Consider the following 22,687-nt stretch of genomic DNA (forward strand, 5'->3'; position numbering starts at 1 on the left):
CTTAATATTACTGATTTACTTTAACCATTGCCGGACGAATGACACGATCCTTGAGTTTGTATCCCTTCTGCAGGGTTTCAACAACTACGTTGGATTCATACTCTTCATCCTGTACTTGCATGACAGCCTGATGCAGGTTTGGGTCAAACGCTGCGCCTTGAGAATCGATCACTTCCAAGCCTTCGCTCTTCATGGCCTCAAGCAGCTGGCGGTGTACCATTTCCACCCCTTGAAGGACAGAAGCGGCTTGGGGATCCTCAACCTTTATATCCAAAGCTCTTTCAAAATTATCAAGAGCAGGGAGCAGCTGTGTCAAAAGGCTCTGTGATTTATATTTCAACTGGGCAGCGTTGTCTTCACGTGTGCGCCGCTTGAAGTTTTCATAGTCAGCCTGAACGCGAAGCAAGCGGTTTTCAGTATCAGCAAGACGGGTTTCAAGTTCTAAAATTCTCTGCTGTTCTTCCGTTGCCTCAACCGTCTCCTCTTTATCCTCTGAATCTGAAGTCTCGAATGGCTGATCAGCATCTAGATACGCTTCTGCAGCATCTGTTTGTTCAAAGTCAGCGGTTTCCTTTTGTTTGTCTTCCATGTTGTCACCTCCCTAAAATAATGGGGTTTTATTTGTTGAGTTAAAATCTTGCGTTAAATAAGTTCGTAAACTCCTTGCTGATCGTGTCGAGCAAACCGATAACCCGTTTATATTCCATCCGGGTCGGGCCGATCAGGGAAATCGTTCCAATATGTTTTCCATGAAAAGAATAGGACGCTTTAATCAGGCTGCAGTTCTTGACCGCTTCCACCTGATTTTCCTGGCCGATCGTTACGGTAATGCCATCATTATTTGCCGTCAGCAGCTGTTCAATGACCGTTTTTTCCTCCAGGGCATCCAAAAGAATTCGGACTTTTTCTACATCCCTGAATTCAGGCTGATACAGCATTTTGGTTTTTCCGCCAAAAAAGACCTTATCTTTGTTGCTCCATTTAAAAATATCATCAATAAACAATGAAGCCTGTTGATGGTTCTTCAAATACTTTCTGAAAACAACATTGAGCTCATCCCTGATTTTCTTGTGTAGTTCAGCGAGAGGTACCCCTGCCAGTTTTTCGTTTAAAATGTTGACCAGCTTCTCGATCTCTTCGGGTGCGATTCCTTCCGGCAGGATGACATGCCTGTTTTCAACATGTCCTGTACTCGTTACGAAGATAGCAACGGCCTGCTGGGAGCCTAACGGAATCAGCTGAATGTGCTTTAAGGTCGTTTCAATCGCTTCTGGCCCAAGAATAATAGATGTGTAGTTGGTAAGTTCAGAAAGAATTTTAGCAGATTGCTCGAAAATACGTTCAGTCTCTTCCAGTTTTTCGTTGAATAATGCCTGTATATTGAAGATATCCGCTGTTGTTAGTATCGTTGGGCTCAGCAGGTGATCCACATAAAAACGGTATCCTTTCTCTGACGGAATCCTGCCTGATGAAGTATGCGTCTTCTCTAGAAAACCCAAATCCTCCAAGTCCGCCAGCTCATTCCGGATCGTAGCCGGACTGAAGTGGACATCTTCTCTTTTGGAGATGGTCCTAGATCCTACAGGTTCAACATGCTGGATGTAATCATCAATCAGCACTTGAAGTATAAAAAGCTGTCTTTCAGATAACATCCTTTCACCTCCGAGGCTGTTAGCACTCCGAAAGAGTGAGTGCTAAATCTAATATTAAATTACCAAAAGCAACGGAAGATTGTCAACGATTAAACCACACCGATAAACTCCTGAAAAACTTCATTTCCCAAAAATGTTCCTTCCTTGGTCAGTGATACCTTGTCACCCGACTTTTTAAGCCATCCCTTTACCAGCAATGCATCGATCTGAGGACCAAAGACAGTGAACATGGAAGTTCCGTATCTTTGTCTAAAACGGGCATCGGACACCCCGTCCATTTTTCTTAATCCCATGAACAGCTCTTCCTCCATTTTTGCGGATGCAGTCAGTTTTTCAGAATGAACGTAAGGAAAGCCCGTCTCATCGATTAACGCCATATATTTCTTGAGTGGCCCTGCATTCGCCATACGCTTGCCGTTCACATAACTATGAGCGCCGGCGCCTATACCGTAATATTCGTTATTATTCCAGTATTGCAGATTGTGCTTGCTTTCATAACCTGGCCTTGCAAAGTTTGAAATTTCATACTGTACATATCCGTGCTTATGCATCTCTTCCATGAGCACTTCGTACATCCTCGCTTCTACCTCCTGCTCCGGCAGCAGCAAGTCCCCTTTCATTGCACGATTGTAGAAAACGGTCTTTTTTTCAAGCTGAAGAGAATAGGCCGAAAAATGGGGCACGTCCATCGAAAATGCGAATTGAAGTGATTCCTTCAGCATATCAACGTTTTGTCCGGGCAATCCGAACATGATATCCAGGGAAATATTCTCTATGCCTACAGCTTTGGCTTCTGACACCGTGCGAAACACATCCTCTTTCACATGTGTCCTTCCGAGTTCTTTTAACAGGTGCTCCTGAAAAGCCTGAACACCGATACTAAGCCGGTTTACGCCCGATGCTTGCATGATTTCAAGTTTCTTACGATCGGTTTGTTCCGGATTAGCTTCTACCGTGAATTCATCAAGGTCATCAGAAGAGAAATGGCGGTTAACCATATTGAGAAACGTTTCGAATTGCTCATATTCAAGGGCAGTAGGAGTTCCTCCGCCAATAAAAATCGTTTTCAATTTGGAAAAGGGGGTCTTCCTGATTGTGTTGATCATTTCTTTTTCCATATAGGCCAGATATTCATCAACAGGCTGCCCTTTTAAAAATACCTTGTTAAAATCGCAATAATGGCATATGTTCACACAGAACGGGATATGAAAGTAAGCCGATCCTGGCATGTGATCCCTGCTTTCGTGTCTAAAATTTGTGAAAGACCGCAAAATAATATGCGGTCTCATCCTGTCGCTTATACATTTCAGATCAATCGTTGTCCATTCTCAGAACAGCCATGAATGCTTCCTGCGGAACATCCACGCGCCCGATTGTTTTCATTCGTTTTTTACCTTCTTTTTGCTTTTCAAGCAGCTTACGTTTACGCGAGATATCTCCGCCGTAACATTTAGCGAGTACATTCTTGCGCAGTGCCTTAATATTCGACCGCGCGATGATTTTTTGTCCGATGGAAGCTTGGATCGGCACCTCAAACTGCTGGCGCGGAATCAGTTCCTTAAGTTTTTCAACCACGGCCTTTCCGCGTTCATAAGCAAAATCCTTATGCACAATGACGGATAATGCATCGATTTTCTCTCCGTTTAAAAGGATGTCCATCTTCACAAGCTTCGATGGTTTATAGCCGATCAGCTCATAGTCAAGGGACGCATAGCCTTTTGTGCTCGATTTCAACTGATCGAAGAAATCATATACGATTTCCGATAATGGAATCTCATAATGGACATTGACCCTGTTGTTTTCAAGGTAATCCATGGTCTGGAAAATCCCGCGTTTTTTCTGGCAGATCTCCATGATTGTGCCAACATAATCGTTTGGTGTCATTATGGTTGCTTTTACATACGGCTCTTCAACGGTTTGCAAAAGCTGTGCCTCCGGCATATTGGCCGGGTTATCGACTGTTAATTTTTGGCCGTCCGTCAATGAAACATTGTAGATAACACTGGGTGCCGTAGCAATAAGGTCGATATTGAATTCACGCTCGATCCTCTCTTGAATAATCTCCATATGAAGAAGGCCCAAAAAACCGCAGCGGTAGCCGAAGCCGAGTGCTTGGGAGGTCTCAGGTTCATATTGAAGAGCAGAATCATTGAGTACAAGACGTTCTAACGCTTCGCGCAAATCATTGTATTTGGCATTATCGACAGGATACAATCCGCAATATACCATCGGATTCATTTTCCGGTAGCCAGGAAGCGGTTGGCTCGCTGGTTTAACTGCACTCGTAATCGTATCTCCGACTTGAGTGTCCCCTACATTTTTTATAGCGGCCGTTAAATAACCTACATCACCGACCGTTAAGAAGTCTTTGTTCACGGCTTTCGGAGTGAACACACCGAGTTCCACTACTTCAAATTCTTTCTTTGTCGCCATCATTTTAATTTTATCTCCGACTTTAACTGTTCCCTCAGTCACACGGATATAGGTTACGACTCCGCGATATGGATCGTACAGTGAGTCGAAAATAAGAGCTTGCAACGGACCATCCGGGTCACCTGAAGGCGCTGGTACCTTTTCTACGATCTGCTCAAGTATTTCTTCGATTCCGATGCCTGCTTTGGCTGAAGCCAAAACTGCCTCTGAAGCATCAAGGCCGATGATGTCTTCCACTTCCTGCCTTACTCTCTCTGGTTCAGCACTCGGAAGGTCGATCTTATTGATGACTGGAAGGATTTCCAGATCATTCTCCAGAGCCAAGTAAACGTTGGCAAGGGTTTGAGCTTCAATTCCCTGAGCAGCATCAACGATCAAAAGTGCCCCTTCACAAGCGGCAAGACTCCTTGAAACTTCATACGTAAAGTCTACGTGTCCTGGTGTATCGATCAGGTGAAAAGTATATATTTCCCCATCCTTAGCTTTGTAGTTCAACTGAACAGCATTCAGCTTAATGGTGATTCCCCGTTCACGTTCGAGGTCCATGGAGTCTAGAAGCTGCTCCTTCATTTCTCTCTGGGTCAAGGCGCTGGTTTTCTCAAGGATGCGGTCAGCCAGCGTGGATTTCCCGTGGTCAATATGAGCAATGATGGAAAAGTTGCGGATCCTTGATTGCCTGGCCAGTTTTTGTTCTCGATTCATTCATTTCACTCCTACGTTTTGCGCAAAGTACACTATTTTAGATTATAGCAATACAAGGTCGGTTGTTCAATGCCGTACCTGTTGAAAAGTAACAGCCGTTTGGAAAAGTGCTGCGGCTGGATAAACGCCATGAAAAAACAGCTATTTTTCTCTTTGAAAAATAACTGTCAGCTTAATGACCCGAATATCTGGGAAAATATGGCTGAAATCAGTCCGATGACTGCTTGGAAAATCGCTGACACCAGCACGGATACTTTTTCACCCATAGAGGAAAAAAAGTTAAAGGCTCTCGAATCTTCTAACTGTTTCTGTTTCGCGGTTAAATCTTGTGCACCGATCGCTGTACCCAGAACCTCAGCATCCGTATGGCCTTTCGTTTCCTTTAACGCCAATGCTTTGCCAGTATCTTCATTGCCTTTTAGATGGTTCATCCCAACTGAAGCCCTCTGCATCCCAAGCAGGACACCGAAAAAGAGAACAGCCGTAATCAGGAAACATTTTAACATGAATTTACCCACCGGACCCCCCCGTTCACTTATGTCATTTACTACATCCTATGAAACAGCTTGTCCCTTTATGTGTCAGTGCGTATATGAAGAGCTGTTGGATTGGTCAACCTGCCTGTGAAGAGCTGTATTTAAACCTACGGCCAGGACATTAGCCATATCCTCTATAAACGTATCCACTTCTTTGGGTGTCACCATTAAATTATGGCCGATTGGAGAAAGAACTTCCCGGATCAGCATCCTTTTTTCATCATCATCAAGATTACCTACCATCCCTAAGAACGATTGCCGCTCTGCTTCTGGTGGAAGATCATCATCTTTCAGTACCCTTTTTTCTCCAAAGGTCATCCATGACGGCGCAAGAGATTTAGACGGTTTATCCTTATCTTTTATCTCCCGTCCGAAATGCTTAAGAATAAAATCAATGGCGTCGCTGGTGATCGTTACTGCATCAACAACGGTAGGAATGCCAATCGCAATAACAGGAATCCCCAGTGTTTCTTTACTAAGTTCTTTTCTCTTGTTTCCAACACCCGATCCTGGATGTATCCCGCTGTCAGAGATTTGTATCGTCGTGTTGACCCTCTCGAGAGACCTGGATGCTAAAGCGTCGATCGCAATCACAAAATCGGGATTGACTTTTCGAATGACACCTTCAATAATATCGCTCGTCTCGATTCCGGTAATCCCCATAACCCCTGGCGAAATGGCACAGACCGGCCGGAATCCTTCCTCTACATTTTCCGGCGAAACCGCAAATAAGTGTTTGGTGATCAATAGATTTTCCACGACGTTCGGACCGAGAGAATCCGGAGTAACATTCCAGTTTCCAAGGCCCACCACCAAGCAAGTGTCATCATCCTGAATTCCAAGTTCATTAATAAACTCCTTAAAGTCACGGGCGAATACTTCCTGAACCCGCTCCTGCAGTGCTGAATCCTTTTCCCGAATCCCCTGCATCTCGAAGGTTAAGTATGTACCCGGCTTCTTCCCGGTCGCCTGCGCCCCATTTTCATCAATCTCTACTCTAGTGTATTTAATGCCATCATGATCCCGTTCTTTTATGATGATGCCATTAACTTCGCTTTCTTTTTCCTTCATCTTTTCTTCATTAACCAGCATTTCATGCGCTTCGATCGCTAAGTCCGTTCGAATATTATAATTGTTCAAATCCAAATCTTTATTATTCATTTTGGCACCGTCCTGTGTTAGAGATATATTGTCTCTATTTTTTCCCTCAAAAAGCCATTTCATTCTTGTATTGCAATTGAAGAATTAAACTGATAAAATACTCTGTGTCCTATTTTTTTGCAATCCAGTTGCAATGTTAGGGAGGTGAATGGATTGGCTAATATTAAATCTGCTATTAAACGTGTAAAAACAAACGATAAGAACCGTGCTCATAATGCTTCTTTAAAGTCTGCTATGCGTACAGCTGTGAAAAACTTCGAAACTAAGGTCGCTAACAACGATACTGAAGGTGCGAAAGAGGCTTTCACTGTTGCTACTAAAAAAGTTGATAAAGCGGCAACTAAAGGACTTATCCATAAAAATGCAGCTTCACGTCAGAAGTCTCGTCTTGCAAAAGCGTTAAACGGAATCAACGCATAATTACGGGAAAATGACACCATGAAACGACCTTACCGGTCGTTTTTTAGTGTCTTTTTTGAATGCACCTAACAGCTGCATTCAAAACATGACATACCTTTATGTTTTTTTTCGAAGCGCTTATGTGAATAAGGCACTTCGAGAAAAATGACACTCCTCTACCTATCACCCATAGATGATTATTCAGCTCAAAAAGAATGCGTCGAACTTTTTCGTAAACGAGTTGAACAAATGACCGGATTTTCCGCATAAATTGATTTTTTTGAACATAAAAAATTTGGTCCCATTCCTTTTCAGGTAAAAGCAGCCCATTTCAGTGCCCCAACAGCAAATGGACTGCCAAACTGGGCAATTAAGAACTCACTGCAAAAATTTTACTCAAAAACATTCATTTTTTCTAAGTACAGCTCCCCATGCTGCTAAATGCGGCTCGGGGAATACAACAAAACGTCCGGCGACGGTTTCCCATCGTCTGGACGTTTTGTTAATTGGCCATCTTCAGCATAATCAGCTCCAAGATCAGCTGTTTATCCATCTTTCCTGTTTTCATCTCATAATCAGCTTCGGCTATTCGATCGAGCATTTGAAGCAGTTCTTCTTCTTCAAAAAGCCTTGCCTGCCTCGAAGCCAGCTTAACAGCGTAGGGATGCAGTTTTAAAGCTCCCGCAATCTGTTTTTCACCATATCCTTTGGCAAAAAGCTCTTTAACCCCGTAGATAATACGAAACTGCCTAGCCATGAGCGAGAGAATTTTAATCGGTTCTTCATTCTGCTTTGCCAGATCATAAAAGGTTCTTAGTGCTGCATCAATTTTTTTGTGGACGATATCATCAATAAGCGAAAAGATATTATCTTCCAGTGTTCTCGGTACGAGTTCATCGATGACCGATATCGATATATTGCCCCCCTCCCCAGCGTATAACGCGAGCTTGTCCAACTCTTGAATGAGTGCCATCAGCTCATTTCCAACCTTGGCCGTTAAATACTGTGCAGCATCAGTGTCGATATGCACCTGCTTCTGCATCGCCCGGTCCTTGATCCATTCCACCGCTGAATCACCGCTGAGTGGCGTTGCCGCAACCAGCTCGCCCGATTTTTTCAGGGTTTTCACGATTTTCTTACGTTCGTCCAGCTTCTCCGCTGGAACAACAAAGACGAGAAGCGTAAATTCAGCAGGTTCTTGAATGTACCTTTCGACTGTCGTAAGGTCATGCTCAACTTTACTCTTATCTTTCACACCCGTTAAAAAGTAAGCATTCTTCACAACGACGACGCGCCGGTCTCCCATAAAGGGAAGAGTTTCAGCATCCTCCATAATCGCCTGAATTGGGGTTTCCATATAGTCATACACAGAGAAGTTAAAATCCTTATCTTCTTCATTCAGTGAATATTTAACAATAGCGGAAACGGCTTGTTCAATAATGTAAGATTCTGTTCCGTACAGTACATAAAAGGGAGAAAACCTTTGTTGTTTCAATTTTTTTTGTAATGGGACGATCGACAAAACCATTCACCTCAAACTTTCTCTGTTTCTATCGTAAGTTGTAAAGCTGTTTTTTTCAATAGGATGATAAAAAGAAGAAGCAGCTGAGCTGCTTCTTCATTTATATTAAACGCCGATCACCAAGACCCCGGGACTCCCGGCAATCAGCGAGAAACCGTTCTTTTCTTTTAATGTTATGATATCCTATGCAGAGCTTTCGTATTGGTTACAACAGTTAGCAAAAAAGGAAATGAATGCGCATTCTAAAAAACATGGGTTTAGCAATCAAATATGGATTTTTTTATCAGGATGACTTATACTTATTTACGAAACGGGAGGGTTGCGGAAATGAATCAGTTTGAAAAAGACGTCCAGAGCAAGCGCAATGATTTAATCGATTCAGGAATGGGCTTTGTTTGGTCCTTTGGTTTTTTCACGTTAATCTTTGCACTGGGAGTAATCATTAAACTTATCGCTACATAACCGAAAAAAGAAGCCCTGCAGGGGCTTCTTTTTATTTGGATCCGTTTACACTCGTCAGGATCTTAATTTTATTGTCCTTCACCGTGATTTCAATATCGCCCACCTGATCCGTTCTTAAAAGAGCCGTACCTTGGGCTTTGAAACGTGCCAAGACGTCAGCATGTGGATGGCCGTATCGGTTGTTTTTACCCGCTGAAATAACAGCATATACGGGATCTGCAGCTTCTATAAAAGCCTTCGAGGACGAAGTTTTGCTCCCATGATGGCCGGCCTTTAAAAAATCCGCCTTCACCGAATCGCCTTGTTGTAGAATGCGTTTCTCTCCCTCTTCTTCTAAATCTCCGGTTAAAAGAAAAGAAAAGGGTTTGATATGCGCTAAAAGGACAATTGACCTCGCATTGCTGTCCCTCTCATCTCCAAAGGGAGATAGAACATAAAAAACATCACCACTCCCCACTGACCAGCTTTGTCCACGGTGAGTTACTTTGATTGGAACATTGAGCTCTGCTGCATAATTCAGAACTGCCGTTTCCAGCATTCCATCAAGTGCTCCTTTTGGATACAGCAGCTCACTTACCTTGATTCCATTTAAGACCGCTTCCGCTCCCCCAATATGATCCATGTCCCCATGCGTTAAAATTAATTTCCCGATATTCCGGATTCCTCTCGCCTTCAACACAGGAAGCACCACTTCTTCCGTGACATTATAATCGCTCTTTCTTTTTCTCCATTCTTCCTTTTTGAAATCCAACGAGCCGCCGGTATCGATCAAATACACTTCTCTCCTGAATGGAAGTTCAATTAAGATACTGTCACCCTGCCCTACATTTAAATAGGTAATTTTCGTTTCCGGATTAAAAGAGTGAAAATTCCAATGCAGCGCTCCTATTATGAAAAGAAAAGCGGCAGGATAGAGCAGACGGCGATGAGACCCGTATTGTTCCCATTGAAAAAAGAGATAGAAAATGCCTATATAATAGATCGGAATGATATAGACAGGAGGCTGCCCGAACACTAAATTAATATTGTATTGCTCGATGTGAAGGAGAATTGAATTGGTGAACTTTAAAAGAATCGCAGGGAGTTGAAGGAGAATTTTACCTGAAGTGAACGATAGTATTGATACCGGAAGCGACAGACAGGCAAGAGGGAGAACAGCAAAAGAGAATAAAGGTATAAACAATAGGTTTAAGGGTACTGACCACAAAGAAATTTCATAAAAATGAAAGACGAGGATCGGGAATGAAACAATTTGGCATATGAGGGTGGTAACTAGAGCCTGAGCAAGATAGGAAGTATACCGGCTAAAGATGGCGCGGGAGGAAATGAGCAAAGCAAATACATTGATAAAAGAAAGCTGAAAGCCCAGCTGGAAAACGTAATAGGGGTTGTACAGAATCATCAAGAGACAGACACCGCTTACAGCAGTCAGCGGATGGATATTCCTGCGGTACCGCCTTAAAATAAGCAGCGCGATACCCATCATGCCAGCACGGACGATCGAAGCTTCACTGCCGGTCATCAATACATACAGAGGAAGGATTCCCGCAATGACCAGAAATGCTTTTTCCCTAGTGATACCCAGGCGAAGACTGCACGCAAAAAGCAGGCCCATGACAATTGCCACATTAAACCCCGATACGGCAAGCAGATGGGACAAACCCATCCGCTGATAGACATCATCAATGTTGCGGGGTATATTTTGACGATAGCCGAACACTAGAGCATTGACCAGCCCGGATACATCCTCGTCAACCTGTCTTTCGATCAGCCGGACGCCCATTTCTCGAAGAGCCGCTGTTCGCCCCAATAGCCCCGTAGCTTTGCCCCTGCAATCCGAGGGTGCAAGGTGTGCTGCATTCAGTGTCCAGTGAATGTTCGCTCTTTTTAAATAAGAAGCATAATCCATACCAGCAAAATTCCTCCGGCCCTCGGGAACGATCAATTCACCGTCCAAGGTGCAGACCATCCCCTGATGAAGCTTCTGCTTAAGATGTTTCTTCATCGTTTCAGATGGAATGGTATATTGAAGTTGAACCCTCTCTCCTTTGGTTTGAAACCTGAACGACAAATAATCCCCATCAATTTCCGGAATGGTCATAACGGTTCCGGTAAATTTTCGTTCATCACCGGAAAGCTTGGTTACGTTTTGTCCATCGATCACCTGGTAATAGGCATAGAAGAAGATGAAAAAGGCTAAACAAAGGCCGATCGTAAGGGATTTCGCGCCTTTTTTGAAATAAAAAAGAGCGACGCCGGCGATCGCCCAGATGTAATGATGAGATGACAGCAACACTCCTGCCGCTGCACTTATTGCACATAAGTAACCGGCTTTCATCCCTTACTTCAGGTTCGGGGAATGGGGGTAAAGCTGCTGCGCTTTACGTTTCAGCGCTTCCAGTTTATCTTGATCATCCGATCCCCCTTCTTGTACTGCCCGCAGCAGTTCAAAGGTTAGTTCCATCTGTTCTATGTAATGAGGGTTAATATCTTGTTCATTAAAGGGAACCTGCTTCACAACCAGTCCTGCTTCCTTGAATTGTTCGATGGCATATGGGTGGTTCTTATAATCAGCAGCATAGTAAAGGGTCTTAATTCCGCTCTGTATGATAGTCCGGCAACAATGCAAACACGGAAAATGTGTAACATACATTTCAGCATCTTCAACAGGTACTCCAAACTTAGCACACTGCAAAATAGCATTCATCTCGGCATGAATGGTGCGGACACAATGGCCATCAATAACATAACAGCCTTCATCGATACAATGGACTCCACCGGATATGGAACCATTGTATCCACCCGCAATAATTCTTTTATCTCTTACGATCGTTGCCCCCACCGCAAGTCTAGTACATGTACTTCTATAGGCAAGAAGATGGCTCTGTGCCATAAAATATTCATCCCAGGAAATACGGTCCATCATTTCTCCTCCAATCTATTTGTATTAAGTTTAGGCAATTCCGCTGCTCTGAGTCAACGGTAACTTAATCAATGTTAATCAGTTCTTTTATGTTTTCCAGTGACTTTTCCCCGATTCCAGGTACGTTCAGTAAATCTTCAATGGTCTTAAACGGCCCGTTGTCTTCACGGTACGCGATGATGGCTTTCGCTTTAGATGGACCAATGCCATTCAAAGTTTCCAATTCCTGTTCCCCCGCCGTATTAATATTGACTTTTGGTTCACCAGCCATATCCTGTTCCCCAGTTTCCGTCACCCCAGGCAATCGCTCTGACGGCTCTTCCCCTTTGGACGGAATGTAAAGAAGCATCTCATCTTTCACCCGTGCAGACAGATTGACTCCTTTCTCTTCCGCCTTGCCTGTTAATCCTCCCGCTCGATTGACCGCGTCAATTACACGGTCTCCCTGTTCCATCTTGTACACTCCCGGTTTCCTTACAGCGCCTTTAATATCAATCTCAATTACCTGGGTTTCGGGTTCCATAGGAGTGAAGTCTTTTTTTCCCATCGTATGGCCCTCTTTTCCCTCCGTCAGCTCCGAAGGTATGCCTTCGGTCTGTTTCACTGGCGGAATTCTTCCTGAAAAATAGATGAAAATCGCTAACAAACCCGCCCCGACAGGCAGAACGAACTTAAGTGTGCGAAAGACACGATCAAAATTTTTGATCATCATTCACCTCCTTTTCGTTTTTTCAATTTTCATATTCTTTGGATATCCAACATAAACATCAAGGTAGGAAAGATAAGGGAGAGGAGGAGTTAACGTGAAACTAGGTTTTATTGGAACTGGAAACATGGGGAGCATTTTAGTGTCATCTTTCATAGAATCATCGGCTGTACAGCCTTCTCGTATAATGGTCACCAATCGTACGCTTGCTAAAGCCGAACGGCTCCAGTCTGTCCACCCCAAACTTCGAGTGGGAACTTCAGCTGAAGAGGTGATCCGCTTTGCCGATATCCTTTTCATCTGTGTAAAGCCGCATCAATTCTATGAGGTTCTTTCTGAAAACAAAAAGTTTATATCCAGACATAAACTCGTCGTTTCCATCACGAGTCCCATTTCCTGCGAACAAATTGAAAACTTGCTGGATTGCAGTGTAGCCCGTGCCATTCCCAGCATTACAAATCGGGCCCTGTCAGGAACATCATTGATCACTTTTGGTGCAAAATGCCACACGGAATACCAGGAGAAACTCTTATCCTTGATGTCGTTTATCTCTAAACCGGTGATCATCGATGAAAATGTGACACGGATCTCATCTGACATCGCAAGCTGCGGTCCTGCGTTTATTGGGTACCTCGTACAGTGCTTTGTTGACAGTTCCATCAAAAAAACTGAACTGACAAGAAACCAGGCTACTTTGCTTGCAAGTGAAATGATCATCGGGATGGGTAAATTGCTGGAGACAGAAGTGTTTTCCTTGCCGTCGCTTATTGAGAAGGTCTGTGTGAAGGGCGGAATCACCGGTGAAGGAATAAAAATATTAAATGAGGGAGCAGGTGATGTTTTCGATAAAGTCATCGGCCGCACGCATGCAAAATATCACGAGGAATGTGAAAAAATCAGTGAGCAGTTCGAGGTAAAAGAAGAATTAAAGTAATGATTCGGCAAAACGTAAAGTATTCCTGCTGAATAATAAAATAAAAAATAAGCCAATCCATGGCTTATTTTTTATTTTTTGCAGATGAAGAAGATTCGTTCAGCTTCAGGCTGAATCGAATCCTGGGTAAAGTCCCCGGATACAGCCAGGATTTGAAACCCTGTGCTTTCAAGCATAGTTTTATAAACTTCAGTTGGAAAGGTCCTTTGAATATGTACTTCATCAAATCGTATATAGCGGTTTTCATTCTCTTGAACAAAAAAGCTAAGTTCATGTTCAATACTATCGGGTTCTTCCCCCTCAAAGCATTGCCAAATAAATGAAAGCTGCTCTTCGTTAGAGCCAAACGTGCTGCCCATAAATATGTTATGAATTTTATAAAGACTGTGTACGTCGAATAAAAAGAGGCCGTCTTCCTTTAAATGTTGATAGACGGACTGAAAAGCTGCCAAAACCTTATCTTCAGTAAGAATATAGTTTAACGAATCACAAAAAATAACGGCCGCATCGAATTCCTGAAGTCCTTCAAGTTGCGTCATATCCTGCTGGAAATATTGAACCGGCACTTTCTGCTGGATCGATTTCTCTTTGGCTATCGCGAGCATATCATCTGACAGATCCACTCCAGTTACATCATAGCCTTGTTTTGATAAACGTATGGAGAGCGAACCTGTTCCGCAGCCAAGATCGAGAACATTGCTTACCTTTGAACCATACGACTGGACCGCTTGTTCAAAAAAAGAAATCCATTGATTGTATGGGGCATCCTCCATTAACTGATCGTAATAATAGGCAAATTGTTGATAGCTCATCGCTGCTCCTTTATTAGGAAAGGATTGTATTCAGGTCAACTGTCGGAGCATCTCCCCACAGTTTCTCGAGATTATAATAAGATCGTTCATCGCGGTGGAAAACATGCACGACCATATCTCCCATATCTACAAGAACCCATCTTGCCTGATCATAGCCTTCCATCCGTTTGATATAGATTTCTTTTTCAGCAGCAACATCTTTAATTTCTTTAGCGATCGCCTGAACCTGCTTTTCTGAGTTCCCATGACAAATTAAAAAGTAATCAGCAACAAGGGAAATGCCTTTCATATCAAGGATCATAATATTTTCAGCGCGTTTGTCATCCACCGCTTTTACGACTAGCTCAATAAGTTCCTGTTCTTTCAAAATCATATTCCTCCATTCACATTTTTGTTTTTAACTTCAGCCAGCAAGCTGTTGTATGTGTAAATCGTTTCCGGGTAGATCAATTGATTTTGTTTCATCAAGAATCCTACTGTATTTTTCAAGGCCTGAATACAAGCAAGTTCAAGATTTTCTTCAGCCAGCAAGCGAACTTGATCCACTCCAGGAAACTTCCTGCCCGGTTCGATATAATCCGCCAGGAAGATAATTTTTTCGAGCGTACCCATACCGACTCTTCCTGTCGTATGACTGGCAATAGCCTCCAGGATTTCATGATCCTCGATCCCAGCTTCCTGCTTGACCAGGAATGCACCAACCGGCGCATGCAAGAGCTCTGTGCCATAATGAAGCAGACTTTCTGGCATGCCTTGCTGCTTGACAACTTCCCGCATTTCATCTTTTGAACGGAATTTGGCGTAATCATGAAAGATTGCTGCGAGTTCGGCTTTATGTCTGTCCGCTCCAAAGCGGTCCGCAAGCTCCAATGCCGTTTCCATGACACCGAGTGTATGAATATACCGATGTTCAGTTAAATGTTCCTTAACGATTTTAAGGGCTCTTTCCCGATCCATAAAGTCCCTTCACCTCTATCATATTTCTTACTGCATCCGGAATTAAATATTTGGTATTTTCTCCAGCGGCTATCCTTTTTCTGATCAATGTCGAAGAAACATCAAATAGAGGCACTTCGAGCATCTGGACACCATAAGGGTTATTGCATTCATCAAGTGGATGACCGCTGCGGTTGATCCCGATAAAGGTCACAAGCCGGCTCAGTTCATCAATCCCCCGCCAGGTCGACAAGGAATCAGCCATGTCCCCTCCAATAATGAAAAAATAGTCATGGGCTGGTTCCCTCTTTTTCAGCTCCCTGATCGTATCTATAGTATATGAAGGGCCCTGTCTTTCAAACTCAATAAGAGAGAGGGAAAATTTAGAATTACCCTGGATCGCAGCCCGAACCAATTCCATTCGGTCCTCTGAAGAAACTCCGGATATCAGCTCCTTATGGGGGGGGTGGTTCGCTGGAAGCCAAACGACCCTGTCGAGTGAAAATGCGGCTAGAGCCTCCTGTGCAATGAGAAGATGCCCGTTATGAGGAGGGTGGAAAGAGCCGCCGAAAATACCGATTCTCGCCATATCATCAATCCTTTACGGAAGTATGATCTCTTTATTTTCTTTTGATTCCTTGTAGAGGACAATTATATTTCCAATGACTTGCACGAGGTGAGCTTTTGCTCCTTTAACCAAGGCTTCGGCAACATCCTCCTTGCTCTCCTCGCAATTTTGCAGGATGCTGACCTTAATTAATTCACGAGCTTCAAGAGCATCCGAAATCTGTTTCACCATATTGCTGTTGACTCCGCCTTTTCCTACTTGAAAAATAGGCTGAATCGGATTTGCTTTTGATCGTAAAAAACGTTTTTGTTTACCTGTTAACATAATTTCCTCCTAATTTCTCCAACACGATCTTTTCCATCAGCTCGACGTCAGGCTGAACACCTGTCCACTTTTCAAAAGCGAGCGCACCCTGCAGAACGAGCATAGCCACTCCGTTGTCGATGACGGCACCTCGCTCCTCACCCTCCTGCAGAAAAACCGTTTTAAACGGGTTGTAAATGATATCCGAAAGCACGGTACCAGGCACAAGAAGACTGAGATCCATAGGAGTGCTTCCGTCGTTCTTCATACCAATGGATGTAGTGTTAATCACAATTTGAAAAACTGAAAGAGAGGCTTCCGCTTCCTCCAAGCCCATAACGGAGTCCTGCTTCCTCAGGCACTCATTATGAATATCCCTTGCTTTTTCCATTGTACGATTCGTGATGACTATCGATTTTGGACCTGCTTGAGCCAAAGCGTAAGCGACCGCTCTTGAAGCACCGCCGGCTCCAATAATAAGAACATTTGCATGTTCAATAGGAAAATGCACATGCCTCATTAATCCTTTTACAAAACCTGCACCGTCCGTATTATACCCAACCAGCTTGCCATGCTCATTCACAACCGTGTTGACGGCGCCGATCTTCCTGGCACCTTCTGAAATTTCATCCAGAAAAGGCATGATGGCTTGTTTATGCGGAATGGTTACATTCCAGCCTGCAAATCCTTTTGTCCTTAAATCATTAACTGCCTCTTCCAGGCGGTCCGGATGAACTTCATATTTTTCATAAAAAAAAGGAAGACCTGATTTTTGAAAAGCGGCGTTTTGCATCTCCGGAGACATGGAATGGCTGACAGGATATCCGATCAAACCGACTAATTTTTTCATTTCGTCACGCCCCATTATATGAGTGATGGCCGCAAGGTCACGGCTACCCCTTCGGGTGCATAAGCAGCGATAAGTGCGCCCGGCTCTTTGACCGTAATCCAGCCCAGGCCTGAAAAGACGACGTCCGTGTCTTGTTCTTTAATTTTAAACTCATGTCTTCTCAAAGGCGGCAGTTTCTCTGGATCAGAAGGAGGTGACAATAGTTCACCCAGATGGTTCTTGTACAGTTCATCCGCGTTCTCAAGCTTCGTTCGATGAATGTTTAATTCATTAGAAACGTGGCAGACAAACGACCTTCTTCCTCCACTGATGTAATCAAACCTCGCCAGTCCGCCTAAAAATAAAGTCTGGCCCTCATTGACCTGATAGACCATCGGCTTGATTTCTTTTTTAGGCATGATAATTTTTAATTCGTCTTTCCCGACAAAGTGAGCCATTTGATGATGGTTGATAATTCCTGGTGTATCAAAGAGCGCTGTTTCAGCATCCAGCGGAATATCAATCAGGTTCAAGGTAGTGCCTGGAAAATGAGAAGTTGTTATGATGTCTTCCTGTTCTGTGCCGAGCTGTTTGATCAACCCATTGATGAACGTTGATTTTCCAACATTAGTACAGCCGACTACATATACATCCTTGCCTTCTCTCAGTTCATCAATTCTTTCAGCAACCTCCAGCAATCCTGTGCCTTTTGCTGCGGAAACAAGATGCACTTCTTCAGCTTTTACGCCGAGGTCTTTTGCCATAGAGGACATCCATTGAGTAAGCCTGTTCTTATTGACGGATTTTGGAAGCAAGTCGACCTTGTTTCCCACCAGCATCAGCTTGTTGCGGCCGATGTAGCGGTGAATACCCGGAAGCCATGAGCCATTGAAATCAAAAATGTCAACGATCTTGACGACCAGAGCATCTGTATCTCCAATACCTGAAATAATCTTGCGGTAATCATCGTCAGTAAGGCTGACATCTTGTATTTCGTTATAATGTTTTAGCCGGAAACAGCGTTGGCAGATCACAGCATCCCGTTTTAAACTGGACGGCGGTGCATAGCCCAGCTTGTCCTTATTTTCGGTCTGTATAGGTGCTCCGCATCCGATACAAATGATTTGTTCCTTCAATCTTATTCCTCCCAGTTAAGCATGCCTTTCCTTTTCATCCATGATAAGATCATTCTTTCAATTTTCCTGTTCACTCGTGTCCAAAGTCCGTCGGTGCTTGCTACAGGGACAACCATGATCGTGTGGAGACCCAGTCGGTTCCCTCCGAGTACGTCCGTCAGCAGCTGGTCACCGATCACTACAATCTCTTCCCGTTGAAGCTTCATATCGCGAATGGCCCGCTTAAATGCACGCGACATTGGTTTTCTTGCACTATAAATAAATGGTATTTTAACAGGGTCGGAGAAACTGCTCACACGCTGCTGTGTATTATTTGAAACGATGGTAATTAAAATTCCCTTCTCTTTAAAAGAACTAAACCATTTTAGCAGTTCGGGAGTAGCTTCTGGACGATCCCATTCCACCAGGGTATTATCCAAATCTGTAATGATCCCTTTCACATTACGTTGGACTAGCATTTCAGGAGTTATATCAAAAACGCTCTGGACGTGTTCATCCGGCAAAAAATTTTTTAACATGCTGGACACCTCTATACTATTCATTCAGTTTACACTTTTACATTGTACCAGTTATTCGACGGGTAACAACTTTTTTATTGTTTTCAGGAAAAGTTTTCGACAAAATGTTCGCATTCCGACAATGTGGATAACTTTATTAACATTATCCTCCTATGCAATGAGCAGAATCTTCTGTCTTATCTACAATATACCCACAAGTTATCCACCAAACATTGTGGATATTCGAACGATTGTTCTGATTACTGTTTCATGTTAAGCTGAATTTAGAAAATTACCAGAACTTATATTTTATGCGGATCGAAGAGAAATCATGACACATTCAACGATGAAAATCCATCATTTATGTATTAAAAACAGGAGGTGAACATGCCACCCGATTGGCATCTCACTTATGGAAAACTTATCGGACGAACTGTTGATTGAATCCTATTTCAAGGCAAAAGAACTTCAGTTGAGCACAGACTTTATTTCTTTAATACAAAAAGAGATTGAACGGAGATCACTTCAGAATCAGCTCAGTAGCCACTTTTGGAAGGCCCATCATTAAATGATGGGTTTTTTTATGCCCAGATTTCTATTGCTCTTTTCTTAGAGTGTATATTTCCTGGAAATGATATACAATATTTCTTTGCTCGTCCCATCCTTCACTTTTTCTGTTTTTCTATTTAATAGGAAGAAACAGAAAAATTCCTTAACTTTTTACACGGGCGCTTGCATTTATTGCTCGACCTAACGTATCGAGTGGATCCTGCATCTCTGTCCATTTGTTTTCAAGAACAGCTTTTGAGACAGGGACTTATTGCCAATTATCCCCTTTCCAATTTTACAAAATTAACATATAATGATAAGAATCAAATATATTTCATTAACAGTGAATATTTTTAATACACGAGTACTCTTTCCATTCAGATGTAGAAAGGTACAGGGAGTGATGTGATGTTATGTTTATGATTGAAAGAGAGAGGATCGACTCTACTGTTAAGAAAATGAAAGGCCAGGCGGCCAACATACTAACGCTGATCAACCTCTCATTGGGTGCCCTTGCCCTCATGTTTATTTTCAAAGATGATTTAAAAGTCGGCTTTATCCTCATTTTTCTAGCAGGTCTTTTTGACAGATTCGATGGCATGGTTGCTCGAAAGTTAAACATAGAATCAGAATTTGGCAAGCAGCTCGATTCTCTTTGTGATTTAATTTCCTTTGGAATTGCACCCGCATTCTTGCTGTATCAAGGCTCCCTTTTTGAATTTGGAGTTCCCGGCATTATTTTTACTATTCTATTTATCGTATGCGGCGCAATTCGTCTGGCACGGTTTAATATTACGGAATTCAACGGATCCTTCGTTGGAGTTCCCATTACTGTAGCAGGGTGCATCATCGCTATGTGCTACCTTCTGATCCCGTTTGTGCCCTCCTATGTTTTTATGTTTTTCATCATCGCTTTTTCTTTTTTAATGATCAGTTCGATCTCTATACAAAAACGGTAAGTAAAAAACCATGGCCCAGGCCATGGTTTTTTCTGCCGTTTACTTTGTCAATTCAAGAAATTCTTTTACATCTTCCATCGCAACTTCAACGCCTTTTTTCCAGAACGCCGGTTTGGTAACATCTTCATTCAAATGTTTCAATGCTAATTCCTCTACTGTCATGCTTGCCGTATCTCTAAGAAGAGCGATGTATTTCTTCTCGAAACTGCTGCCTTCCTGTTTGGCTATCGCATAAATACAGGCGCTGAACAAGTATCCAAAAGTATACGGAAAATTGTAGAATGGAACATCCGTAATATAGAAATGAAGTTTAGAAGCCCAGAAATATGGATGATAGCTTTCCAAAGAATTGCAGAACGCTTCCTTTTGAGCTTCTGTCATTAATTCGTTCAATCGTTCTACGGATACAAGCCCCTTTTTGCGTTCTTCGTAAAATCTGGTTTCAAACAGGAAGCGGGCATGGATATTCATAAAAAAGGCTACAGAACGCTGTGCTTTATCTTCAAGCAAGGCGATTTTTTCTTCTTTCGTTTTTGCATTTTTAACCGCTGCATCCGATACGACCAACTCAGCGAAAGTAGATGCCGTTTCTGCTACATTCATGGCATACTCTGTAGCCAGGTACGGCATATCATCCATGACATGAGAATGGAAGGCATGCCCTAATTCATGCGCCAGAGTGGATACATTGCTAGGCGTACCGGAAAACGTCATGAAGATACGTGTTTCATTTTTCACCGGGAAGCCCGTGCAAAAACCTCCAGGCCGTTTACCTGTTCGGTCTTCAGCTTCAATCCACTGCTTTTCGAACGCTTTTTTTGAGAATTCCGCCATCTTCGGGCTGAAGGACTGAAACTGCTCGACAATAAAGTTTGCGGCTTCATCATAGCTCATTTTGCTGTCCGCACTGGATAAAGGTGCATCGACATCATGCCAGCTTAATTTCTCCAAACCAAGGAGAGAAGCTTTTCTGTCCAGATAGGACACAAAAAGGTTTTTATTCTCATCGATCGCCTGCCACATCGCATTCAGTGTGTCGGCTGACATGCGGTTGATATCAAGCGGTTCTTTCAGCACATCATCCCATTGGCGGTGCCTATATACACTGTTGCGGAACCCTGCAATATGATTTAATGCTTCCGCACAATAATCACCCTGCTGTGCCCATGCCTCTGTATATTTTGTAAACACCGTTTCTCTTTCCTGTCTGTCCGCACTGGTCATTCGGTTTTCCGCCTGTCCGACAGAAAGCGTTTCTTTCTTGCCGTTCTGTTCAACTTCAATGCCGATTTTCCCTACGACTGTGTCATAGAGAGTAGACCAGCTGTGATAGCCATCAACTGCCAGGTCGTTCATCAGTGCTTCTTGTTCATAAGATAATTTTTGGGAAGCAAGGTTTCTTCTTTCGTTCAGCGAAAAAGCAACACTGGACAAATATTCTCCTTCTAACGCTTTGTTCCAGTCTCCATCAGGAATCTCTGCCATCTTATTGTCTAAGAGCACCAAAATCGTAGAATAAATGGCATTCATGGACTCCAGCTTTCCACGGAGAGTTAAAGCTTGCTTGTCATTTACGTCCTGGGCTGTAAGACACCCTACAAAGGAGATGCATTCATTCAGTAAAGCAGCGGTCTCCTGCACGTCTTTCACAACCGCTTCCATTGAATCTAACTGAAAGTTTTCTATCTTCTTGTTTAGTGCAGCCAGCTGTGCTTCAATGTTGGAGATAGCAGTAAGAAACTCTTCTGATCTGCTTCCTCCGCTGAATATGGAATCCAAATCCCAGCTCTCGCGCAATCCTTGTAATAGCATGGTTATCCCCCTTGTTAATTAAATATTCGATCTTTTTCCATTATAAAGAAATTTCCAATAAAAATCGACCATTTAGTTTATTTAAAATGAAAAAACTCTTTTCCTCTGCAGGAAAAGAGCTCTAAACCTATTCTTTAATGCAAAGATACATAAAATACACAAGAGTAAGCATCATAACGGCAAACAACAAGGCTTCCTGCATACACCGCAGCCTCCTTCTATGTAATTTTCTTATTACATCTATTCCCCATAATCACCAGTTCAACCCTCTGCACATTCTAAAGTGGTTGCAGCGAGCCAAGCCCTTACAACCACAAGACTGGATTAACCCGGCATCTTCTACCTTGATGACTGTCGTCTTCTTTTTTCTCATGTTGATGAGTGTACCTGCCATTATTTTTCTTTTCATTATGTATTTGGCGAGCGCCATTCGATTCGAACAGGCTCCAGCCTGGATTTCCATCGCTGGAATAATGTTATTCCTATTTACACAATTTATCGTTATACAGAAATTTTTTAACCATACATTATACCTTTGCTCCAGAGTACCCAGCTTTTACCGGAAGCAGCTTTATCATCCCTTTCCTGCTGGCCGTTCTGGTCGGGTGCTTTTTGAAAAGGACAAAGCCATAATGATTAGGCATTTTAAAAACGGTTTCCTCCTATGCTGCCGTTATTATCGTTCTGAGTATTTTTCTAAACGTGCCATAAGTGCTGTGACAGGTTCAAAGGAAGCATAGAAAATGATGCTTCCTTTTTGGTTCTAAATTGTTGCATTTTCCTGATTCCTCGCATATATTATAGTCAATTCTCAAAAAGTTGAACAAAGGAAACTTTTTAACCTGAAGGACACCCT

24 protein-coding genes are annotated in these 22,687 nt (G+C 42.9%); 5 read left to right on the forward strand and 19 right to left on the reverse strand.

Translation table 11 applies throughout. The annotated features are described in order from the left end of the window. Positions 1–7: 7 nt before the first annotated feature. The 6 genes from grpE to gpr all read right to left on the reverse strand — a co-directional run bounded on the left by grpE (position 8) and on the right by gpr (position 6,484). The gene (gene grpE / locus QYF49_RS17730; RefSeq protein ID WP_290400920.1) at positions 8–589 is read right to left on the reverse strand and encodes a nucleotide exchange factor GrpE; all 582 of its coding nucleotides are present in this window, start codon (positions 587–589) and stop codon (positions 8–10) included. A gap of 40 nt (positions 590–629) precedes the next feature. Then, positions 630–1,652: a heat-inducible transcriptional repressor HrcA gene (gene hrcA / locus QYF49_RS17735; protein ID WP_290400921.1), complete on the reverse strand. Its 1,023-nt coding sequence runs from the start codon at positions 1,650–1,652 to the stop codon at positions 630–632. Between the two features lie 89 nt (positions 1,653–1,741). Continuing rightward, positions 1,742–2,881: a radical SAM family heme chaperone HemW gene (hemW, locus tag QYF49_RS17740; protein ID WP_290400922.1), complete on the reverse strand. Its 1,140-nt coding sequence runs from the start codon at positions 2,879–2,881 to the stop codon at positions 1,742–1,744. Positions 2,882–2,963: 82 nt separating this feature from the next. Further along, complete coding sequence (lepA, locus tag QYF49_RS17745; RefSeq protein ID WP_290400923.1) at positions 2,964–4,787, reverse strand: translation elongation factor 4; 1,824 nt, start codon at positions 4,785–4,787, stop codon at positions 2,964–2,966. A gap of 167 nt (positions 4,788–4,954) precedes the next feature. Then, entirely contained in the window at positions 4,955–5,293 is a 339-nt protein-coding gene (locus tag QYF49_RS17750) for a DUF3679 domain-containing protein (RefSeq protein WP_290400924.1), read from the reverse strand. A gap of 75 nt (positions 5,294–5,368) precedes the next feature. Next, entirely contained in the window at positions 5,369–6,484 is a 1,116-nt protein-coding gene (gpr, locus tag QYF49_RS17755) for a GPR endopeptidase (protein WP_290400925.1), read from the reverse strand. A 153-nt stretch (positions 6,485–6,637) separates the two neighbouring features. On the opposite strand from gpr, the gene rpsT reads away from it, so the two are divergent. Further along, the gene (gene rpsT, locus QYF49_RS17760; RefSeq protein ID WP_290400926.1) at positions 6,638–6,904 is read left to right on the forward strand and encodes a 30S ribosomal protein S20; all 267 of its coding nucleotides are present in this window, start codon (positions 6,638–6,640) and stop codon (positions 6,902–6,904) included. 481 nt (positions 6,905–7,385) lie between these two features. On the opposite strand, the gene holA is transcribed toward rpsT, so the two are convergent. After that, entirely contained in the window at positions 7,386–8,405 is a 1,020-nt protein-coding gene (gene holA, locus QYF49_RS17765; protein WP_425589600.1) for a DNA polymerase III subunit delta, read from the reverse strand. Between the two features lie 327 nt (positions 8,406–8,732). Between holA and QYF49_RS17770 the strand changes: the two genes are divergently transcribed. Then, a complete protein-coding gene (locus tag QYF49_RS17770; protein WP_289486104.1) occupies positions 8,733–8,867 on the forward strand; it encodes a YqzM family protein in 135 nt (44 codons plus the stop codon). 31 nt (positions 8,868–8,898) lie between these two features. Here QYF49_RS17770 and QYF49_RS17775 read toward each other — a convergent pair whose 3' ends face one another. The 3 genes from QYF49_RS17775 to QYF49_RS17785 form a co-directional block, all read right to left on the reverse strand. Next, positions 8,899–11,205, reverse strand: a complete 2,307-nt coding sequence (locus QYF49_RS17775) for a DNA internalization-related competence protein ComEC/Rec2 (protein ID WP_290400928.1) — start codon at positions 11,203–11,205, stop codon at positions 8,899–8,901. 3 nt (positions 11,206–11,208) lie between these two features. After that, the gene (locus tag QYF49_RS17780) at positions 11,209–11,790 is read right to left on the reverse strand and encodes a ComE operon protein 2 (RefSeq protein ID WP_290400975.1); all 582 of its coding nucleotides are present in this window, start codon (positions 11,788–11,790) and stop codon (positions 11,209–11,211) included. A 64-nt stretch (positions 11,791–11,854) separates the two neighbouring features. Further along, the gene (locus QYF49_RS17785; protein WP_290400929.1) at positions 11,855–12,502 is read right to left on the reverse strand and encodes a helix-hairpin-helix domain-containing protein; all 648 of its coding nucleotides are present in this window, start codon (positions 12,500–12,502) and stop codon (positions 11,855–11,857) included. A 91-nt stretch (positions 12,503–12,593) separates the two neighbouring features. Here QYF49_RS17785 and comER point away from each other — a divergent pair, with 91 nt between their 5' ends. Then, entirely contained in the window at positions 12,594–13,430 is an 837-nt protein-coding gene (gene comER, locus QYF49_RS17790) for a late competence protein ComER (RefSeq protein ID WP_290400930.1), read from the forward strand. Between the two features lie 71 nt (positions 13,431–13,501). Here comER and QYF49_RS17795 read toward each other — a convergent pair whose 3' ends face one another. The 8 genes from QYF49_RS17795 to QYF49_RS17830 are packed head-to-tail and all read right to left on the reverse strand — an operon-like array spanning position 13,502 to position 18,532. Next, the gene (locus QYF49_RS17795) at positions 13,502–14,242 is read right to left on the reverse strand and encodes a class I SAM-dependent DNA methyltransferase (protein WP_290400931.1); all 741 of its coding nucleotides are present in this window, start codon (positions 14,240–14,242) and stop codon (positions 13,502–13,504) included. Positions 14,243–14,255: 13 nt separating this feature from the next. Then, positions 14,256–14,615 (reverse strand): ribosome silencing factor, encoded by a 360-nt coding sequence (gene rsfS / locus QYF49_RS17800; protein WP_425589601.1) that lies wholly within the window; start codon positions 14,613–14,615, stop codon positions 14,256–14,258. Then, positions 14,612–15,199 carry a bis(5'-nucleosyl)-tetraphosphatase (symmetrical) YqeK gene (yqeK, locus tag QYF49_RS17805; RefSeq protein ID WP_290400933.1) on the reverse strand — a complete coding sequence of 196 codons (588 nt, stop codon included), beginning with the start codon at positions 15,197–15,199 and terminating at the stop codon, positions 14,612–14,614. The genes rsfS and yqeK overlap by 4 nt, the downstream gene beginning before the upstream one ends. Continuing rightward, positions 15,177–15,767 carry a nicotinate-nucleotide adenylyltransferase gene (locus QYF49_RS17810; RefSeq protein ID WP_290400934.1) on the reverse strand — a complete coding sequence of 197 codons (591 nt, stop codon included), beginning with the start codon at positions 15,765–15,767 and terminating at the stop codon, positions 15,177–15,179. Before QYF49_RS17810 ends, yqeK begins: the two co-directional genes overlap by 23 nt. Before the next feature lie 12 nt (positions 15,768–15,779). After that, positions 15,780–16,070, reverse strand: a complete 291-nt coding sequence (yhbY, locus tag QYF49_RS17815; RefSeq protein WP_290400935.1) for a ribosome assembly RNA-binding protein YhbY — start codon at positions 16,068–16,070, stop codon at positions 15,780–15,782. Next, entirely contained in the window at positions 16,057–16,899 is an 843-nt protein-coding gene (aroE, locus tag QYF49_RS17820) for a shikimate dehydrogenase (protein WP_290400936.1), read from the reverse strand. The genes yhbY and aroE overlap by 14 nt, the downstream gene beginning before the upstream one ends. A gap of 14 nt (positions 16,900–16,913) precedes the next feature. Continuing rightward, positions 16,914–18,014 carry a ribosome biogenesis GTPase YqeH gene (gene yqeH / locus QYF49_RS17825; RefSeq protein WP_290400937.1) on the reverse strand — a complete coding sequence of 367 codons (1,101 nt, stop codon included), beginning with the start codon at positions 18,012–18,014 and terminating at the stop codon, positions 16,914–16,916. A gap of 2 nt (positions 18,015–18,016) precedes the next feature. Further along, entirely contained in the window at positions 18,017–18,532 is a 516-nt protein-coding gene (locus QYF49_RS17830) for a YqeG family HAD IIIA-type phosphatase (RefSeq protein ID WP_290400938.1), read from the reverse strand. A gap of 391 nt (positions 18,533–18,923) precedes the next feature. Here QYF49_RS17830 and QYF49_RS17835 point away from each other — a divergent pair, with 391 nt between their 5' ends. Both QYF49_RS17835 and pssA read left to right on the forward strand, forming a co-directional pair. Then, on the forward strand, positions 18,924–19,079 hold the full coding sequence (locus tag QYF49_RS17835) for a sporulation histidine kinase inhibitor Sda (protein ID WP_290400939.1): 156 nt from the start codon (positions 18,924–18,926) through the stop codon (positions 19,077–19,079). Positions 19,080–19,473: 394 nt separating this feature from the next. Further along, a complete protein-coding gene (gene pssA / locus QYF49_RS17840; protein WP_290400940.1) occupies positions 19,474–20,019 on the forward strand; it encodes a CDP-diacylglycerol--serine O-phosphatidyltransferase in 546 nt (181 codons plus the stop codon). A 39-nt stretch (positions 20,020–20,058) separates the two neighbouring features. Here the strand turns inward: pssA and QYF49_RS17845 are convergent, their stop codons facing one another. Then, a complete protein-coding gene (locus QYF49_RS17845; protein ID WP_290400941.1) occupies positions 20,059–21,831 on the reverse strand; it encodes a M3 family oligoendopeptidase in 1,773 nt (590 codons plus the stop codon). Positions 21,832–22,687: the final 856 nt, after the last annotated feature.

The organism is Fictibacillus terranigra (genome assembly GCF_030412265.1).
GTDB lineage: Bacteria > Bacillota > Bacilli > Bacillales > Fictibacillaceae > Fictibacillus_C > Fictibacillus_C terrinigri.

What these genes read in the sequence shown, in the direction of transcription:
- QYF49_RS17775 (WP_290400928.1), bottom strand. Translation starts at nt 11,205, where the DNA reads ATGAAAGCCGGTTACTTATGTGCAATAAGTGCAGCGGCAGGAGTGTTG.
- QYF49_RS17810 (WP_290400934.1), bottom strand. Translation starts at nt 15,767, where the DNA reads ATGGCGAGAATCGGTATTTTCGGCGGCTCTTTCCACCCTCCTCATAAC.
- QYF49_RS17795 (WP_290400931.1), bottom strand. Translation starts at nt 14,242, where the DNA reads ATGAGCTATCAACAATTTGCCTATTATTACGATCAGTTAATGGAGGAT.
- yqeK (WP_290400933.1), bottom strand. Translation starts at nt 15,199, where the DNA reads ATGGATCGGGAAAGAGCCCTTAAAATCGTTAAGGAACATTTAACTGAA.
- lepA (WP_290400923.1), bottom strand. Translation starts at nt 4,787, where the DNA reads ATGAATCGAGAACAAAAACTGGCCAGGCAATCAAGGATCCGCAACTTT.
- QYF49_RS17785 (WP_290400929.1), bottom strand. Translation starts at nt 12,502, where the DNA reads ATGATGATCAAAAATTTTGATCGTGTCTTTCGCACACTTAAGTTCGTT.
- grpE (WP_290400920.1), bottom strand. Translation starts at nt 589, where the DNA reads ATGGAAGACAAACAAAAGGAAACCGCTGACTTTGAACAAACAGATGCT.
- QYF49_RS17770 (WP_289486104.1), top strand. Translation starts at nt 8,733, where the DNA reads ATGAATCAGTTTGAAAAAGACGTCCAGAGCAAGCGCAATGATTTAATC.
- gpr (WP_290400925.1), bottom strand. Translation starts at nt 6,484, where the DNA reads ATGAATAATAAAGATTTGGATTTGAACAATTATAATATTCGAACGGAC.
- rsfS (WP_425589601.1), bottom strand. Translation starts at nt 14,615, where the DNA reads ATGATTTTGAAAGAACAGGAACTTATTGAGCTAGTCGTAAAAGCGGTG.
- QYF49_RS17750 (WP_290400924.1), bottom strand. Translation starts at nt 5,293, where the DNA reads ATGTTAAAATGTTTCCTGATTACGGCTGTTCTCTTTTTCGGTGTCCTG.
- QYF49_RS17830 (WP_290400938.1), bottom strand. Translation starts at nt 18,532, where the DNA reads ATGTTAAAAAATTTTTTGCCGGATGAACACGTCCAGAGCGTTTTTGAT.
- QYF49_RS17780 (WP_290400975.1), bottom strand. Translation starts at nt 11,790, where the DNA reads ATGGACCGTATTTCCTGGGATGAATATTTTATGGCACAGAGCCATCTT.
- aroE (WP_290400936.1), bottom strand. Translation starts at nt 16,899, where the DNA reads ATGAAAAAATTAGTCGGTTTGATCGGATATCCTGTCAGCCATTCCATG.
- hrcA (WP_290400921.1), bottom strand. Translation starts at nt 1,652, where the DNA reads ATGTTATCTGAAAGACAGCTTTTTATACTTCAAGTGCTGATTGATGAT.
- QYF49_RS17845 (WP_290400941.1), bottom strand. Translation starts at nt 21,831, where the DNA reads ATGCTATTACAAGGATTGCGCGAGAGCTGGGATTTGGATTCCATATTC.
- pssA (WP_290400940.1), top strand. Translation starts at nt 19,474, where the DNA reads ATGTTTATGATTGAAAGAGAGAGGATCGACTCTACTGTTAAGAAAATG.
- yhbY (WP_290400935.1), bottom strand. Translation starts at nt 16,070, where the DNA reads ATGTTAACAGGTAAACAAAAACGTTTTTTACGATCAAAAGCAAATCCG.
- hemW (WP_290400922.1), bottom strand. Translation starts at nt 2,881, where the DNA reads ATGCCAGGATCGGCTTACTTTCATATCCCGTTCTGTGTGAACATATGC.
- QYF49_RS17835 (WP_290400939.1), top strand. Translation starts at nt 18,924, where the DNA reads ATGGAAAACTTATCGGACGAACTGTTGATTGAATCCTATTTCAAGGCA.